Origin of the sequence: Pseudomonas sp. LFM046 (genome assembly GCF_000949385.2) — a bacterium.
Taxonomy (GTDB): domain Bacteria; phylum Pseudomonadota; class Gammaproteobacteria; order Pseudomonadales; family Pseudomonadaceae; genus Metapseudomonas.
This window is the reverse complement of record NZ_JYKO02000001.1, coordinates 3,748,151-3,763,252: the sequence shown is the minus strand read 5'-3', so window position 1 is coordinate 3,763,252 and position 15,102 is coordinate 3,748,151. Positions and strand designations below refer to the sequence as shown.

Sequence of the window (15,102 nt, the reverse complement as noted above, 5' to 3'; positions counted from 1 at the left end):
CGGGATGGAGGGGGCATGGAACGAAAAAGCCCCGCACGGGGCGGGGCTTCTTCGTTACCAGGATATCGATGGGGCCTTAGGCCTGGACCACCGGAATCTTGGCGTTTGCAGCAGCTTCCTTGTACTCGGCGATCTGGTCGAAGGACAGGTAGCGGTAGATATCGGCCGCCATGCTGTCGATGTTCTTCGCGTATTCCATGTACTCGGCCACGGTCGGCAGTTTGCCCAGGATCGAGGCCACGGCCGCCAACTCGGCGGAGGCCAGGTAGACGTTGGTGGCGTCGCCCAGGCGGTTCGGGAAGTTACGGGTGGAGGTGGAGACCACGGTGGCACCGGTCTGCACGCGGGCCTGGTTGCCCATGCACAGCGAGCAGCCCGGCATTTCCATGCGCGCGCCGGCCTTGCCGTAGATGCCGTAGTAGCCTTCCTCGGTCAGCTGGTGAGCGTCCATCTTGGTCGGCGGGGCCAGCCACAGACGGGTCGGAATGCCGCCCTTGACCTTGTCCAGCAGCTTACCGGCCGCGCGGAAGTGACCGATGTTGGTCATGCAGGAGCCGATGAACACCTCGTCGATCTTGTCGCCGGCCACGGTGGACAGCAGGCGGGCGTCGTCCGGGTCGTTCGGCGCGCAGAGCACGGGCTCTTTCACGTCGGCCAGGTCGATCTCGATGACCGCGGCGTATTCGGCGTCCTTGTCGGCTTCCAGCAGTTGCGGGTTGGCCAGCCAGGCTTCCATCGCCTGGGCGCGACGCTCCAGGGTGCGGGCGTCGCCGTAGCCTTCACCGATCATCCAGCGCAGCAGGGTGATGTTGGACTGCAGGTACTCGGCAATCGCCTGCTCCGGCAGCTTGATGGTGCAACCGGCGGCGGAACGCTCGGCGGAGGCGTCGGACAGCTCGAAGGCTTGCTCGACGGTCAGCTCGTTGAGGCCTTCGATTTCGAGGATGCGGCCGGAGAAGATGTTCTTCTTGCCCTTCTTCTCGACGGTCAGCAGGCCGGCCTGGATGGCGTAGTAGGGGATGGCATGCACCAGGTCACGCAGGGTGATCCCGGGCTGCATCTTGCCCTTGAAGCGCACCAGCACGGATTCCGGCATGTCCAGCGGCATCACGCCGGTGGCGGCGGCGAAGGCGACCAGGCCGGAACCGGCCGGGAAGGAAATGCCGATCGGGAAGCGGGTGTGGGAGTCACCGCCGGTGCCGACGGTGTCCGGCAGCAGCATGCGGTTCAGCCAGCTGTGGATGATGCCGTCGCCCGGACGCAGGGAAACGCCGCCACGGGTGCGGATGAAATCCGGCAGGGTGTGGTGGGTGTTGACGTCGATGGGCTTCGGATAGGCGGCGGTGTGGCAGAAGGACTGCATCACCAGGTCGGCGGAGAAGCCGAGGCAGGCGAGGTCTTTCAGCTCGTCGCGGGTCATCGGGCCGGTGGTGTCCTGGGAGCCGACGGTGGTCATCTTCGGCTCGCAGTAGGTGCCCGGACGCACGCCCTGGCCTTCTGCCAGACCGCAGGCACGGCCCACCATCTTCTGCGCCAGGGTGAAACCCTTGCCGCTGTCGGCCGGGGATTCCGGCTTCTTGAACAGGTCGGAAGCGCCCAGGCCCAGTTCGGCACGGGCCTTCTCGGTCAGGCCGCGGCCGATGATCAGCGGGATGCGGCCGCCGGCGCGGACTTCGTCCAGCAGCACCGGGGTCTTCAGTTCGAAGGTGGTGACGACTTCGCCGCTGTCGTGACGAACGACCTTGCCTTCATAGGGGTACACGTCGATGACGTCGCCCATGGCCAGGTTGGTGCAGTCGAATTCGATCGGCAGGGCGCCGGCGTCTTCCATGGTGTTGTAGAAGATCGGGGCGATCTTGGTGCCGAAGCAGAAACCACCGGCGCGCTTGTTCGGCACGTAGGGGATGTCGTCACCGAAGAACCACAGCACGGAGTTGGTGGCGGACTTGCGGGAAGAACCGGTACCGACCACGTCACCGACGTAGGCGACCGGGAAGCCCTTGGCCTTGACCGCTTCGATCTGCTTCAGCGGACCGACGGAGCCCGGCTGGATCGGCTCGATGCCGTCGCGGGCCATCTTCAGCATGGCCAGGGCGTGCAGCGGGATGTCAGGGCGGGACCAGGCGTCCGGAGCGGGGGACAGGTCGTCGGTGTTGGTTTCGCCAGGCACCTTGAACACGGTCAGGGTGACCTTTTCCGGTACGGCGGGCTTGTTGACGAACCACTCGCCTTCGGCCCAGGACTTGAGCACGGCTTGGGCAGCGGCGTTGCCTTTCTTGGCGCGCTCGGCGACGTCGTGGAAGGCGTCGAACATCAGCAGGGTGTGCTTCAGTTGCTCGGCGGCAACATTGGCCAGGGCAGCGTCGTCCAGCAACTCGACCAGGGTGGCGATGTTGTAGCCGCCCTGCATGGTGCCCAGCAGTTCGGTGGCGCGTTCTTTGGAAATCAGCGGGGAGTTGGCTTCGCCCTTGACGATGGCGGAGAGGAAGCCCGCTTTGACGTAGGCGGCTTCGTCGACACCCGGCGGTACGCGGTTGGTGATCAGATCCAGGAGGAAGGCTTCTTCACCGGCCGGCGGGTTTTTCAGCAGCTCGACCAGGCCTGCGGTTTGTTCGGCGTTCAACGGCTGGGGCACGACGCCCTGGGCGGCACGCTCTTCTACGTGTTTGCGATAGGCTTCAAGCACAGTTTTACCCTCATCAGTGGCCCTGGAGTCGTCCAGGGCGCTCATCCAGGAATCCGCCGAACACATGCGCCGCACAGCTTTTTGGGCTGTCTGGCCAAGGCTTCGGCGGCCTCCATCGAGAAGCTGTTTTCAAAGTTTTACGCCGGAAGGAAGGCCTGATGAGGGCTGGCGGCGAACATCCCGGTCGAGATGCCCGACGCCATTGTTTCCTGCCGGATGAACTGTGCTCGTGACGCTTTGAAAACAGCTTCCAACGGATATCGGCGCCTTAAATGGCGCGCCGATTCTAATGGAAAGACGTGGCAAAGTTAAGACGAAATCCCCATTTGGCCGAGGGTGACCCTGATTAGACAAAGGGCTAAGATGGCGCCCCTGTTTCACCCGCCGAATCCGTTTTCACCATGTCCAACCAGCGCATCAAGACGCCTTGCGTCGGCCTCTGTTCCACTGTCTATGGCGACCATGTGTGCCGTGGCTGCAAGCGCTTCCATCACGAGGTGGTGAACTGGAACCTCTACAACGAGGAGGAGAAGCGCGCGGTATGGCGGCGCCTGGAAATCCTCCTGGTGCAGGTGATGGCAGCCAAGCTGGAAGTGTTCGACCCTGATCGGTTGCGTCGACAACTGGAGCAGCATCAGGTGCGCTTCGTACCGGAGCAGTCTCACTACTGCTGGGCTTACCAACTGATTGCGCGGGGCTCGCGCATGATCAGCCGCCTGGATGCCTACGGCATCGCGCTGCTGCCGGAGTTTCGCGGCTGGGCGCTGCCGGACCTGCGGGAAGCCATCGATCGCGAATTCTTCCTGCTCTCCGAAGCTCACTACGAGCGCTATATCGCCCCGCGCTTCCTCCGCGAAGGCATGGAAATCCGCGTCTGACCGCATGAAAAAAGCCGCCCGAGGGCGGCTTTTCTCTGTCTTATGGGCTCAGCGCTGGGCGACCAGCTCCTCCAGGTGGGCGATGATGGCCTCGGGCTTGAGGACCAGCACATCGCTTTCCAGCGTATCCAGCACCACTTCTGCCGTATTGCCGATCAGTGCGCCGGACAGGCCGGAACGCGCCACCGTTCCTATTACCGTGACGACCGCCCCCAGCTTGTGGACGATGTGGGGGATGAGCACGTCGGCGGGGCCTTCTTCGATATGCAGCCGTTCGTCACTGATGTCGTATTCGGCCTGGAAGGCGCGGCATTCGTCCCGATAGCGGGCCTCGATGGTTTCCTTTAGCTGGAACGTGGGGTCCGCCGCCGAGAGCATGGGGGAGGGGTGGGCGCTGATCACGTGCAGGGTGCCGTGGGCGAGGCTGGCAATGTCGTAGCCGTGGCTGACAATGGTGGCATGCAGGGTGCGGTGCTCGCTGTCGCTGTTGCCCACGTCTACCGCGGCGAGGATGTTGCCGCCAGCCCAGGGCGAGTCAGTCTTGACCATCAGGACGGGCCCCGGACAGAACCGCAGCAACTTCCAGTCATCCGGTGTGAGCAGGGCCTTCTTCAGCGGGTTGTCCGGCACGTGCTGCTTGATCACCAGGCCGCAACCTTCCGCTTGCTGCGCAGCGATGATGGTCTGGTATTGGTTGTCGAGCCAGCTCTGCTGGGTGCTGACGCTATGACCCTCGGCCCTGAGCGAATCGGCCAGGTCACTCAGGTAGTCGGCATGATCACCCTTGCGATCGCAGATCAAGAGATGCAGGTGCGACTGGGTCACCCCGGCGATCAGTTTCGCCCTTTTCAGGGCAAGGCCCTCCGGCCGGTCCGGCTCCAATACCACCAGAATGCTGCGTATGGCTTGCATGGTCCTGATCTCCCTGTCGGTTGCTTATAGCCAAAGCAAATTTAGCCCCGAATCGGCTTTCGTGTTCTTGATATATCTCAAGCCACTCGGACTGGTCGTCGCGTCCTGCATTCGTATAATGCTCCGCCTTCGGGAGCCCGGCCAGCGCGGCACCCAGCCTGACGAGACCTGCCTGTGAACCTGCCTGAAATCCATGACTTTCTTGGTTGCCGTACGCCTGACGCCTGGGTGGCAGCTGCGTTGGCCGATCAGGAGACCCTGCTGATCGACCACAAGAACAATGAGTACAAGGCAGCGTCCACGGCCATGGCGTTGATGGCGAAGTACGCTACCCAACTCGACCTGATCAACTTCATGTCGCGCCTGGCGCGTGAGGAGTTGGTGCATCACGAGCAAGTGCTGCGGATCATGAAGCGCCGCAAGATCGACCTCAAACCCGTGTCCGCATCCCGCTACGCCTCAGGCCTGCGCAAGCTGGTGCGCAGCCATGAGCCGCACAAGCTGGTGGACACACTGGTGGTAGGGGCCTTCATCGAAGCGCGCTCCTGCGAGCGCTTTGAGGCCCTGGTGCCGCATCTGGACGAGGAGTTGGGCAAGTTCTATGGCGGACTGCTGAAGAGCGAGTCGCGCCACTATCAGGGTTACCTGAAGCTGGCCTATCAATACGGCGACGCGAAGGATGTGGATCGCACCATCGAGAAAGTGAGGGCGGCTGAGCGAGAGCTGATCGAGTCGCTGGATGAGGAGTTCCGCTTCCACAGCGGTGTTCCGGCCTGATTGCCAGTTCGTGTGAAAAAGCGCCCATTGGGCGCTTTTTTCGTTGTGCGGAATGGATCAGGCGAGGCTGAACGGAGTTTGCCTGAAGCCTTGTTCATCCACTTGCAGGGCCCAGCCTTGCTTGTCCCAGTCTCCCAACACAATGCGTCGGGCGGATTGACCGTCCAGGTCCAGTTCATGGCTGGCGGGGCGGTGGGTGTGGCCGTGGATGAGGGTTCTGACGCCGTACTGGCGAAGGATGCGCGGGACTTCTTCCTGGGTGACGTCGGTAATTTCAGCTGCCTTCTGTGGCGTTTGCATCCGGCTTTCCTTGCGCAGTTTGCGCGCCAGCTTGTGTCGGGTGGCCAGGGGCAGGTTGCGCAGGATGAACAGGCTGACGGGGTTGCGCAGCCAGCGGCGCAGGCGCATGTAGGCTTCGTCCTGGGTGCAGAGGCTGTCTCCATGCATCAGCAGCACGGATTCGCCGTTCATGCGCACCAGGCTTGGCTCAGGCAGCAGGGTACACCCGGCTTTGCGACAGAAGGCGTTGCCGATCATGAAATCCCGGTTGCCATGCATCAGGTAGATGCGCGTACCTCCGTCGGCCAGCGTGCGCAGGGCCTGGGCGATGGAGTGCTGGAAGGGCGTCATGGCGTCGTCGCCGACCCAGGCTTCGAAGAAGTCGCCGAGTATGTAGAGGGCTTCGGCTTGAGGGGCGCGGGTCTGCAGGAAATGAAGAAACGCCCGGGTAATGTCCGGGCGTTCCTCTTCAAGATGCAGATCGGAGATCAGCAGGATCACTCGACGATCTCGGCCTTCTCGATAACCACGTCATCAACCGGGACGTCCTGGTGGCCGGCCTTCATGGTGGTCGCCACGCCCTTGATCTTGTTCACCACGTCCATGCCTTCGACCACTTCACCGAACACGGCGTAGCCCCAGCCCTGAACGGTGGGTGCGCTGTGGTTGAGGAAGGTGTTGTCGGCGACGTTGATGAAGAACTGGGCGGAAGCCGAGTGCGGCTCCATGGTGCGGGCCATGGCAATGGTGCCGACCTTGTTGGACAGGCCGTTGTTGGCCTCGTTCTTGATCGGCGCGCGGGTGGACTTCTGCTTCATGCCCGGCTCGAAACCGCCGCCCTGGATCATGAAGTTGCCGATCACGCGGTGGAAGATGGTGCCGTCGTAATGGCCGGACTTCACGTACTCCTTGAAGTTGGCCGCGGTTTCCGGGGCTTTGTCGTCAAAGAGTTGCAGGGTGATGACGCCGTGGTTGGTATGCAGCTTGATCATTTGGCTATTCGCTCTATCGAGAAATCCAAGGCCTGTCAGGGGATTGACAGCTTGGGCTATGATAAGCGCTTTGATTTGGCCGGCCTACCCTGAGCCGCGCACCAGCTAGTTCTAAGGACCCCATGAGCAAGCCAGAGACTCCCGCCGCTTCCAATTTCCTGCGCCAGATCGTCCAGGCGGACCTGGATGCCGGCAAGTACACCAAGATCGTCACCCGCTTCCCGCCGGAGCCCAACGGCTACCTGCATATCGGTCATGCCAAGTCGATCTGCCTGAACTTCGGCCTCGCCAAGGAGTTCGGCGGTGACTGCCATCTGCGCTTCGACGACACCAACCCGGCCAAGGAAGACCAGGAGTACATCGACGCCATCGAAAGCGATGTGAAGTGGCTGGGCTTCGAGTGGTCCGGTGAAGTGCGCCATGCCTCCAATTATTTCGACCAGCTGCACGACTGGGCCGTCGAGCTGATCAAGGCCGGCAAGGCTTTCGTCTGCGACCTTTCGCCTGAAGAGATGCGCCACTACCGTGGCACCTTGACCGAGCCGGGCAAGAACAGCCCGTTCCGTGACCGCTCGGTGGAGGAGAACCTGGACCTGTTCGCCCGCATGAAGGCTGGCGAGTTCCCGGATGGCACCCGCTCCCTGCGCGCGAAGATCGACATGTCGTCGCCGAACATGAACCTGCGCGACCCGATCCTCTACCGCATCCGCCATGCCAACCATCATCAGACTGGCGACAAGTGGTGCATCTACCCGAGCTACGACTTCACCCACGGCCAGTCTGACGCCATCGAGGGCATCACTCACTCCATCTGCACCCTGGAGTTCGAGGACCATCGCCCGCTCTACGAATGGTTCCTGGAAAACCTCTCGGTCCCGGCTCAGCCGCGCCAGTATGAGTTCTCGCGCCTGAACCTGAACTACACCATCACCAGCAAGCGCAAGCTCAAACAACTGGTGGACGAAGGTCATGTGAGCAGCTGGGACGACCCGCGCATGTCCACCCTGTCCGGCTACCGTCGTCGCGGCTACACCCCGGAATCCATCCGCAACTTCTGCGAGATGATCGGTGTAAACCGCGCGGGCGGCGTAGTGGACATCGGCATGCTGGAATTCAGCATCCGTGACCACTTGGACGCCTCTGCTCCGCGTGCCATGTGTGTGCTGCACCCCCTCAAAGTGGTGATCACCAACTATCCGGAAGGCCAGGTGGAGAACCTGGAGCTGCCGCGTCACCCGAAAGAAGACATGGGTGTGCGCGTGCTGCCGTTCTCCCGTGAGTTGTACATCGACGCCACCGACTTCGAGGAAGTCCCGCCGGCCGGCTTCAAGCGCTTGATCCCGGGTGGTGAGGTGCGTCTGCGCGGCAGCTACGTGATTCGTGCCGACAAAGCCATCAAGGACGCCGACGGCAATATCGTTGAGCTGCGCTGCAGCTATGACCCGGACACCCTGGGCAAGAACCCCGAGGGTCGCAAGGTGAAGGGCGTGATCCACTGGGTGCCGGCCGAAGGCAGCGTCGAGTGTGAAGTGCGCCTGTACGACCGTCTGTTCCGCTCGCCGAACCCGGAGAAGTCGGAAGAGGGTGGCAGCTTCCTCGACAACATCAACCCGGATTCCCTGCAGGTGCTGACTGGCTGCCGTGCCGAGCCGTCCCTGGCTCAGGCGCAGCCGGAAGATCGCTTCCAGTTCGAGCGTGAAGGCTACTTCGTCGCCGACCTGAAGGATTCCCAGCCTGGCAAGCCGGTGTTCAACCGTACCGTGACCCTGCGCGATTCCTGGGGCCAATGATGACGCTGTCGATCTACAACACCCTCAGCAAGACCAAGGAAACGCTGCAGCCGCTGGTCGGCAACCAGGTGCGCATGTACGTCTGCGGCATGACGGTCTATGACTTCTGTCATATCGGCCATGCCCGCGTGATGGTGGCCTTCGACGTGGTGGCGCGCTGGCTGCGCCATCGCGGCTATGACCTCACCTACGTACGCAACATTACCGACATCGACGACAAGATCATCCGTCGCGCCAATGAGAACGGCGAACCGTTCGAGGCGCTGGTGGACCGCATGATTGCGGCGATGCATGAAGACGAGGCGCGCCTGTCGGTGCTGCGCCCGGATATCGAGCCCCGTGCCACCGGTCATATCGCCGGCATGCATCAGATGATCCAGACCCTGATCGACAAGGGTTATGCCTACGCGCCGGGTAACGGCGATGTGTACTACCGGGTCGGCAAGTTCGAGGGCTACGGCAAGCTATCCCGCCGCAAGATCGACGAGCTGAAGATCGGCGCTCGTATCGAAGTGGACGAGATCAAGGAAGACCCGCTGGACTTCGTCCTGTGGAAGGGCGCCAAGCCGGGCGAACCCAGTTGGGAGTCTCCGTGGGGGCTGGGTCGACCGGGCTGGCACATCGAGTGCTCGGTGATGTCCACCTGCTGCCTCGGCGAGACTTTCGATATCCATGGCGGCGGTCCGGACCTGGTATTCCCTCACCACGAGAACGAGATCGCCCAGAGCGAGGCGGCCACCGGCAAGCTCTACGCCAAATCCTGGATGCACGCCGGCGCCGTGCGCGTGGATGGCGAGAAGATGTCCAAGTCCCTGGGCAACTTCTTCACCATTCGCGAGGTGCTGGAGAAATATCATCCGGAAGTGGTGCGTTACCTGCTGGTGTCCAGCCACTACCGCAGCCCGATCAACTACTCCGAAGAGAGCCTCAAGGAAGCCAAAGGCGCCCTGGAGCGCTTCTACCATGCGCTGCGTGGCCTGCCTGAGGCGGTTCCAGCGGGTGGCGAGGCGTTTGTCGAGCGTTTCGGCGTGGCAATGGATGACGACTTCAATAGTCCGGAAGCCTGTGCCGTGCTTTTCGAGATGGTGCGCGAGGTCAATCGCCTTCGCGACAGCGATCTTGCTGCGGCAGCGGCCCTGGCTGCGCAGCTGAAGTCTCTGGCCAGCCTGCTCGGCGTGCTGCAACTGGAGCCGGATGCGTTCCTGCGCGCCGGTGCTGAAGGCAAGGTCGATGCGGCCGAAGTGGAAGCGCTTATCCAGGCGCGTCTGCAGGCCCGTGCGGAGAAGAACTGGGCTGAGTCCGACCGCATCCGTGACCAGCTCACTGCGATGGGCGTGGTGCTGGAGGACGGCAAGGGCGGTACGACCTGGCGCTTGGCTGATTGAGTTGATCGCCCCAATAAAAAAGGCCGCTTGATGCGGCCTTTTTTATTGCTATCCGTTACGCGTGAAGCGTTTCGGCAGCATAGAGGGTGTTTTCCAGCAGGCAGGCGCGGGTCATGGGGCCGACGCCGCCCGGCACTGGGGTGATCCAGCTGGCGCGCTGTTCGGCTACGTCGTATTCCACGTCGCCCACCAGCTTGCCATCTTCCTGGCGGTTGATGCCGACGTCGATGACGATGGCGCCGGGCTTGATCCACTCACCTTTGACCAGGCCGGGCTTGCCGGCGGCTACCACTACCAGGTCGGCGTTGGCCACATGGCCGGCCAGATCTTTGGTGAAGCGGTGGGTAACGGTCACGGTGCAGCCGGCCAGCAGCAACTCCAGGGCCATCGGGCGGCCAACGATGTTGGACGCGCCTACCACGACAGCATTCATCCCGTAGAGATCCGCGCCGGTGCTTTCCAGCAGCGTCATGATGCCTTTGGGCGTGCAGGGGCGGAGCAGGGGAATGCGCTGAGCCAGGCGGCCAACGTTATAGGGATGGAAGCCGTCCACGTCCTTGTCGGGGTGGATGCGCTCCAGCAGCTGAGAGGCGTCCAGGTGTTCCGGCAGGGGAAGCTGAACCAGAATGCCGTCGATGGCCGGGTCTTCATTGAGCCGGTCGATCAGGGCCAGCAGTTCGGTCTGGCTGGTGCTGGCCGGCAGGTCATGAGCCTGGGAAAGGAAACCGACTTCTTCGCAGTCCTTGCGCTTGTGGGCGACATAGACCTGGGAGGCGGGATCGCTGCCGACCAGGATCACAGCGAGGCCCGGGACTCGGAGTCCTTGCAGGCGGCGCTCTGCGACACGTTGTGCAATCTGCTGGCGGAGGCGGGCGGCGATCGTTTTGCCGTCGATCAGTTGTGCGGTCATGACGCTAGATTAACCATCGGGAAGGGCTAAAAAGGGCGCGTATTCTCGCATGGAGGGGCGGGCGGGCAAAGGCGGCTGGTCAGCATTTTCCCGTAACTCCTTTATCTTTCTGATTTTTTTCAATTTTCCTGTTGACGGAGGGTGGGGCTGGCTATAACATGCGCCCCGCTTGTCGAGCACAGCCTGTCGCTGGGTAAGATGGCTAGGTGGAGTCAGTCGATTCAATCGAAGCCAAAGCTTTATAGTCTGCTCGCAGATAAAAGCGCCCGTAGCTCAGCTGGATAGAGCATCCGCCTTCTAAGCGGATGGTCGCAGGTTCGAGTCCTGCCGGGCGTGCCATTTGGCACAATTGGCACAAGCAATGCGTAATATGGTGGGCGTAGCTCAGTTGGTAGAGCACAGGATTGTGGCTCCTGGTGTCGTGGGTTCGATTCCCATCGTCCACCCCATATTCGAGAAAGCGCCAGGCCGAGCCTGGCGTTTTCGTTTCAAGCGTGCCTCTGCGGACGTGGTGGAATTGGTAGACACACTGGATTTAGGTTCCAGCGCCGCAAGGCGTGAGAGTTCGAGTCTCTCCGTCCGCACCAAGATGTTCGAGTCGTTCTGATTGGTGGATGTTCTGCTGGTTCTTGACGATTCTGGTTGTAGAGCGGCGGCCCCAGTGGCTTCCGCTGCCGAGCAAATCGGCGAATGCGTAATATGGTGGGCGTAGCTCAGTTGGTAGAGCACAGGATTGTGGCTCCTGGTGTCGTGGGTTCGATTCCCATCGTCCACCCCATATTCATGAAAGCGCCAGGCTCCTGCCTGGCGTTTTCATTTTCGGCCTGGTTACGGCCGCTCCGTGGTGGGGAGGGCAGGTCGCTGTCTACCGCCTGAAACATCCTGATTTCCCTTTCTTCTATCCCGTCGATTTGCTGGCTGTTTCTGGCGGGTGACTTCTGTAAATCGACCCACTAGAATGCATGCCCTTGATTCTGGGGCCGGAACGGCCGGCTAATGTCTGTGCAACGAGGAATATCCATGCAAGTTTCTGTAGAAAGCACCTCCGCTCTTGAGCGCCGCATGACCATCGGCGTGCCGGCCGAGCGCGTCGAGAACGAAGTGACCAAGCGCCTGCAGCAGACTGCCCGCCGCGCCAAGGTTGCCGGCTTCCGCCCGGGCAAAGTGCCGATGAGCGTCATTCGTCAGCGCTACGAGGACTCCGCTCGTCAGGAAGTGCTGGGTGATCTGATCCAGTCCTCCTTCTATGAGGCCGTTGTCGAGCAGAAGCTGAACCCGGCCGGCGCTCCGTCCGTAGAGCCGAAAGTGTTCGAGAAGGGCAAGGACCTGGAATACATCGCCACCTTCGAAGTATTCCCCGAGTTCCAGGTTGCTGGCTTCGACGGCATCGCCATCGAGCGCCTGCAGGCTGAAGTTGGCGACGCGGATGTCGACAACATGCTGGACATCCTGCGCAAGCAGAACACCCGTTTCGAGGCTGTTGAGCGTGCTGCCGAGAACGGTGACCAGTTGAACATCGATTTCGTCGGCAAAATCGACGGCGAAGCCTTCGCTGGCGGTTCCGCCAAGGGCTCCCTGCTGGTTCTGGGCTCCGGCCGCATGATCCCCGGCTTCGAAGAAGCCCTGGTTGGCGTCAAGGCTGGCGAAGAGCGCGTAATCAACCCGACTTTCCCCGCTGACTACCAGAACCTGGACCTGGCCGGTAAGACCGCTGAATTCACCGTTACCGTGAATGGCGTTTCCGCTCCCCAGCTGCCGGAACTGAACGACGAGTTCTTCTCCCTGTTCGGCATCAAGGAAGGCGGCCTGGACGGCTTCCGCGCCGAAGTTCGCAAGAACATGGAGCGCGAGCTGCGTCAGGCTACCAAGTCCAAGGTGAAGAACCAGGTAATGGACGGCCTGCTGGCTGCCAACCCGGTTGAAGTGCCGAAGGCCCTGATCTCCAACGAAGTGAACCGTCTGCGCGTGCAGGCTGTCCAGCAATTCGGTGGCAACATCAAGCCCGACCAACTGCCGGCGGAACTGTTCGAAGAGCAGGCCAAGCGTCGTGTGGTCCTGGGTCTGATCGTTGCTGAAGTGGTCAAGCAGTTCGAGCTGAAGCCCGATGAAGCTCGCGTGCGTGAGCTGATCGAAGAGATGGCTTCTGCTTACCAGGAGCCGGAGCAAGTGGTGGCCTGGTACTACAAGAACGACCAGCAACTGAACGAAGTCCGTTCTGTTGTGCTGGAAGAACAAGTTGTAGATACTGTCCTGCAGAAGGCCAACGTAACCGATAAATCGGTTTCCTACGAAGAGGCAGTCAAGCCGGCAGAAGCTCCGAAAGCCGACTGATTGTTCCGCCTGCTTCGAGTACACCATAAGCCAGCCTCCGAGCTGGCTTATGCGTCTTTGAGACATGACTATCTAAGTTAGGGAGTGATCGCAGGACATGTCCCGCAATTCTTTTATGCAGCAAATGCCTGATATCCAAGCCGCCGGCGGCCTGGTGCCGATGGTGATCGAGCAGTCTGCCCGTGGCGAGCGCGCCTACGACATCTATTCGCGCCTCTTGAAGGAGCGCGTGATCTTCCTGGTGGGTCCGGTTGAAGACTACATGGCCAATCTGGTGGTGGCGCAGCTGCTGTTCCTCGAGGCAGAAAACCCCGACAAGGATATCCAGCTCTACATCAACTCCCCGGGTGGTTCGGTGACCGCTGGCATGTCGATCTACGACACCATGCAGTTCATCAAGCCCGATGTGTCGACGCTTTGCATCGGCCAGGCCTGCAGCATGGGTGCTCTGCTCCTGGCGGGCGGTGCCGCTGGCAAGCGCTATTGCCTGCCGCACTCGCGGATGATGATTCACCAGCCGCTGGGTGGTTTCCAGGGTCAGGCTTCGGACATCGAAATCCATGCCCGGGAAATCCTCACCATCCGTGAGCGCCTGAACAAGATCCTGGCAGACCACACCGGTCAGCCGATCGACGTGATTGCCCGCGACACCGATCGCGACAACTTCATGAGTGGTGACGAGGCGGTCAAATATGGCCTCATCGACCAAGTGCTGAATAAGCGCCAACTCGCGGGCTAAGCCCTTCCGCAGGACCGCGGCCGGCAAAAAACCGGCCGCTTCGCGGGGTTGAAAATGCCCGCATTTGCCTTCATCTTGTGTTTCAAGCCTACCCGATTGGATCGATCGAATGACTGACACCCGCAATGGCGAGGACAACGGCAAACTGCTTTATTGCTCCTTCTGCGGCAAAAGCCAGCACGAAGTGCGCAAACTGATTGCTGGTCCCTCCGTCTTTATCTGCGACGAGTGCGTGGACCTGTGCAACGACATCATCCGCGAGGAGGTGCAGGAAGCGCAGGCTGAGAGCAGCGCGCACAAACTGCCTGCGCCCAAGGAAATCCGCACCATCCTCGACCAGTACGTCATTGGTCAGGAGCGCGCGAAGAAGGTGCTGGCGGTAGCGGTGTACAACCACTACAAGCGCCTGAACCAGCGTGACAAGAAAGATGATGTCGAGCTGGGCAAGAGCAACATCCTGCTGATCGGTCCCACTGGATCGGGCAAGACCCTGCTGGCTGAAACCCTGGCTCGACTGCTCAACGTCCCCTTCACCATCGCCGATGCCACCACGCTCACCGAGGCGGGCTATGTCGGCGAGGATGTCGAGAACATCATCCAGAAGCTGCTGCAGAAATGTGATTACGACGTCGAAAAGGCCCAGATGGGCATCGTCTACATCGACGAAATCGACAAGATCTCCCGCAAGTCCGACAACCCGTCCATCACCCGCGATGTGTCTGGTGAGGGCGTTCAGCAGGCACTGCTGAAGCTGATCGAAGGCACCGTTGCCTCCGTTCCGCCGCAGGGCGGTCGCAAGCACCCGCAACAGGAGTTCCTGCAGGTCGACACCCGCAACATCCTGTTCATCTGCGGTGGTGCTTTTGCCGGGCTGGAAAAGGTGATTCAGAACCGTTCCACCCGGGGCGGCATCGGCTTCAACGCAGAAGTTCGCAGCAAGGACCTGGGCAAGAAGGTAGGCGAAGCCCTCCGCGAAGTGGAGCCGGAAGACCTGGTGAAATTCGGCCTGATTCCGGAGTTTGTCGGTCGTCTGCCGGTCATCGCCACCCTCGACGAGCTGGACGAGCCTGCCCTGATGCAGATTCTCACCGAGCCGAAGAACGCGCTGACCAAGCAATACGCCAAGCTGTTCGAGATGGAAGGGGTGGATCTTGAGTTCCGTCCGGACGCGCTGAAGGCCGTTGCCCATCGCGCGCTGGAGCGCAAGACTGGTGCCCGCGGCCTGCGTTCCATCCTCGAAGGTATCCTGCTCGACACGATGTATGAGATTCCCTCTCAAACAGATGTAAGCAAAGTGGTAATCGACGAAAGTGTCATCGAAGGATCGTCCAAGCCGTTGTTGATCTACGAAAACAACGAGCAGCCTGCCAAGGCGGCGCCTGACGCTTGATGAAACAAAGGGGCCTGCGGGCCCCTTTGTATT

The 15,102-nt window shown here is 61.3% G+C and carries 12 protein-coding genes and 4 tRNA genes; 11 read left to right on the top strand and 5 right to left on the bottom strand.

What is annotated here, in order from left to right; genetic code table 11:
- Nucleotides 1–76 precede the first annotated feature (76 nt).
- Entirely contained in the window at nt 77–2,686 is a 2,610-nt protein-coding gene (acnB, locus tag TQ98_RS17330; RefSeq protein ID WP_103103155.1) for a bifunctional aconitate hydratase 2/2-methylisocitrate dehydratase, read from the bottom strand.
- Between the two features lie 401 nt (nt 2,687–3,087).
- Here acnB and TQ98_RS17325 point away from each other — a divergent pair, with 401 nt between their 5' ends.
- A complete protein-coding gene (locus TQ98_RS17325; RefSeq protein ID WP_044874559.1) occupies nt 3,088–3,564 on the top strand; it encodes a DUF1289 domain-containing protein in 477 nt (158 codons plus the stop codon).
- A 48-nt stretch (nt 3,565–3,612) separates the two neighbouring features.
- On the opposite strand, the gene TQ98_RS17320 is transcribed toward TQ98_RS17325, so the two are convergent.
- A complete protein-coding gene (locus tag TQ98_RS17320; protein WP_044874560.1) occupies nt 3,613–4,476 on the bottom strand; it encodes a universal stress protein in 864 nt (287 codons plus the stop codon).
- A gap of 174 nt (nt 4,477–4,650) precedes the next feature.
- Between TQ98_RS17320 and miaE the strand changes: the two genes are divergently transcribed.
- Nucleotides 4,651–5,253 (top strand): tRNA isopentenyl-2-thiomethyl-A-37 hydroxylase MiaE, encoded by a 603-nt coding sequence (miaE, locus tag TQ98_RS17310; RefSeq protein WP_044874562.1) that lies wholly within the window; start codon nt 4,651–4,653, stop codon nt 5,251–5,253.
- A 57-nt stretch (nt 5,254–5,310) separates the two neighbouring features.
- Here miaE and lpxH read toward each other — a convergent pair whose 3' ends face one another.
- Together lpxH and TQ98_RS17300 are read right to left on the bottom strand one after the other, a co-directional pair.
- Entirely contained in the window at nt 5,311–6,033 is a 723-nt protein-coding gene (gene lpxH, locus TQ98_RS17305; protein WP_044874563.1) for a UDP-2,3-diacylglucosamine diphosphatase, read from the bottom strand.
- Nucleotides 6,030–6,524 (bottom strand): peptidylprolyl isomerase, encoded by a 495-nt coding sequence (locus TQ98_RS17300; protein ID WP_044874564.1) that lies wholly within the window; start codon nt 6,522–6,524, stop codon nt 6,030–6,032. The genes lpxH and TQ98_RS17300 overlap by 4 nt, the downstream gene beginning before the upstream one ends.
- Nucleotides 6,525–6,646: 122 nt before the next feature.
- On the opposite strand from TQ98_RS17300, the gene TQ98_RS17295 reads away from it, so the two are divergent.
- Together TQ98_RS17295 and cysS are read left to right on the top strand one after the other, a co-directional pair.
- Nucleotides 6,647–8,314, top strand: coding sequence for a glutamine--tRNA ligase/YqeY domain fusion protein (locus TQ98_RS17295; protein WP_044874565.1), 1,668 nt, complete (start codon nt 6,647–6,649; stop codon nt 8,312–8,314).
- Nucleotides 8,314–9,699: a cysteine--tRNA ligase gene (cysS, locus tag TQ98_RS17290; RefSeq protein WP_044874566.1), complete on the top strand. Its 1,386-nt coding sequence runs from the start codon at nt 8,314–8,316 to the stop codon at nt 9,697–9,699. The genes TQ98_RS17295 and cysS overlap by 1 nt, the downstream gene beginning before the upstream one ends.
- A gap of 55 nt (nt 9,700–9,754) precedes the next feature.
- On the opposite strand, the gene folD is transcribed toward cysS, so the two are convergent.
- Nucleotides 9,755–10,609: a bifunctional methylenetetrahydrofolate dehydrogenase/methenyltetrahydrofolate cyclohydrolase FolD gene (gene folD / locus TQ98_RS17285; RefSeq protein ID WP_044874567.1), complete on the bottom strand. Its 855-nt coding sequence runs from the start codon at nt 10,607–10,609 to the stop codon at nt 9,755–9,757.
- A gap of 262 nt (nt 10,610–10,871) precedes the next feature.
- On the opposite strand from folD, the gene TQ98_RS17280 reads away from it, so the two are divergent.
- The 7 genes from TQ98_RS17280 (at nt 10,872) to clpX (ending at nt 15,069) form a co-directional block, all read left to right on the top strand.
- Nucleotides 10,872–10,948: transfer RNA gene (locus TQ98_RS17280), tRNA-Arg, on the top strand.
- A 34-nt stretch (nt 10,949–10,982) separates the two neighbouring features.
- A tRNA-His gene (locus TQ98_RS17275) sits at nt 10,983–11,058 on the top strand.
- 53 nt (nt 11,059–11,111) lie between these two features.
- A tRNA-Leu gene (locus tag TQ98_RS17270) sits at nt 11,112–11,196 on the top strand.
- Nucleotides 11,197–11,311: 115 nt separating this feature from the next.
- Nucleotides 11,312–11,387 (top strand) — tRNA-His (locus TQ98_RS17265).
- A 242-nt stretch (nt 11,388–11,629) separates the two neighbouring features.
- A complete protein-coding gene (gene tig, locus TQ98_RS17260; protein ID WP_044874568.1) occupies nt 11,630–12,940 on the top strand; it encodes a trigger factor in 1,311 nt (436 codons plus the stop codon).
- 97 nt (nt 12,941–13,037) lie between these two features.
- Entirely contained in the window at nt 13,038–13,679 is a 642-nt protein-coding gene (clpP, locus tag TQ98_RS17255; protein ID WP_044874569.1) for an ATP-dependent Clp endopeptidase proteolytic subunit ClpP, read from the top strand.
- 109 nt (nt 13,680–13,788) lie between these two features.
- Nucleotides 13,789–15,069 carry an ATP-dependent Clp protease ATP-binding subunit ClpX gene (clpX, locus tag TQ98_RS17250; RefSeq protein ID WP_016493555.1) on the top strand — a complete coding sequence of 427 codons (1,281 nt, stop codon included), beginning with the start codon at nt 13,789–13,791 and terminating at the stop codon, nt 15,067–15,069.
- The last annotated feature ends 33 nt before the right edge of the window (nt 15,070–15,102 follow it).

Bases quoted from the DNA above. Each gene is read 5' to 3' on its own strand.
- TQ98_RS17295 (WP_044874565.1), top strand. From the start codon at position 6,647: ATGAGCAAGCCAGAGACTCCCGCCGCTTCCAATTTCCTGCGCCAGATC.
- tig (WP_044874568.1), top strand. From the start codon at position 11,630: ATGCAAGTTTCTGTAGAAAGCACCTCCGCTCTTGAGCGCCGCATGACC.
- cysS (WP_044874566.1), top strand. From the start codon at position 8,314: ATGACGCTGTCGATCTACAACACCCTCAGCAAGACCAAGGAAACGCTG.
- TQ98_RS17300 (WP_044874564.1), bottom strand. From the start codon at position 6,524: ATGATCAAGCTGCATACCAACCACGGCGTCATCACCCTGCAACTCTTT.
- TQ98_RS17320 (WP_044874560.1), bottom strand. From the start codon at position 4,476: ATGCAAGCCATACGCAGCATTCTGGTGGTATTGGAGCCGGACCGGCCG.
- folD (WP_044874567.1), bottom strand. From the start codon at position 10,609: ATGACCGCACAACTGATCGACGGCAAAACGATCGCCGCCCGCCTCCGC.
- clpX (WP_016493555.1), top strand. From the start codon at position 13,789: ATGACTGACACCCGCAATGGCGAGGACAACGGCAAACTGCTTTATTGC.
- TQ98_RS17325 (WP_044874559.1), top strand. From the start codon at position 3,088: ATGTCCAACCAGCGCATCAAGACGCCTTGCGTCGGCCTCTGTTCCACT.
- clpP (WP_044874569.1), top strand. From the start codon at position 13,038: ATGTCCCGCAATTCTTTTATGCAGCAAATGCCTGATATCCAAGCCGCC.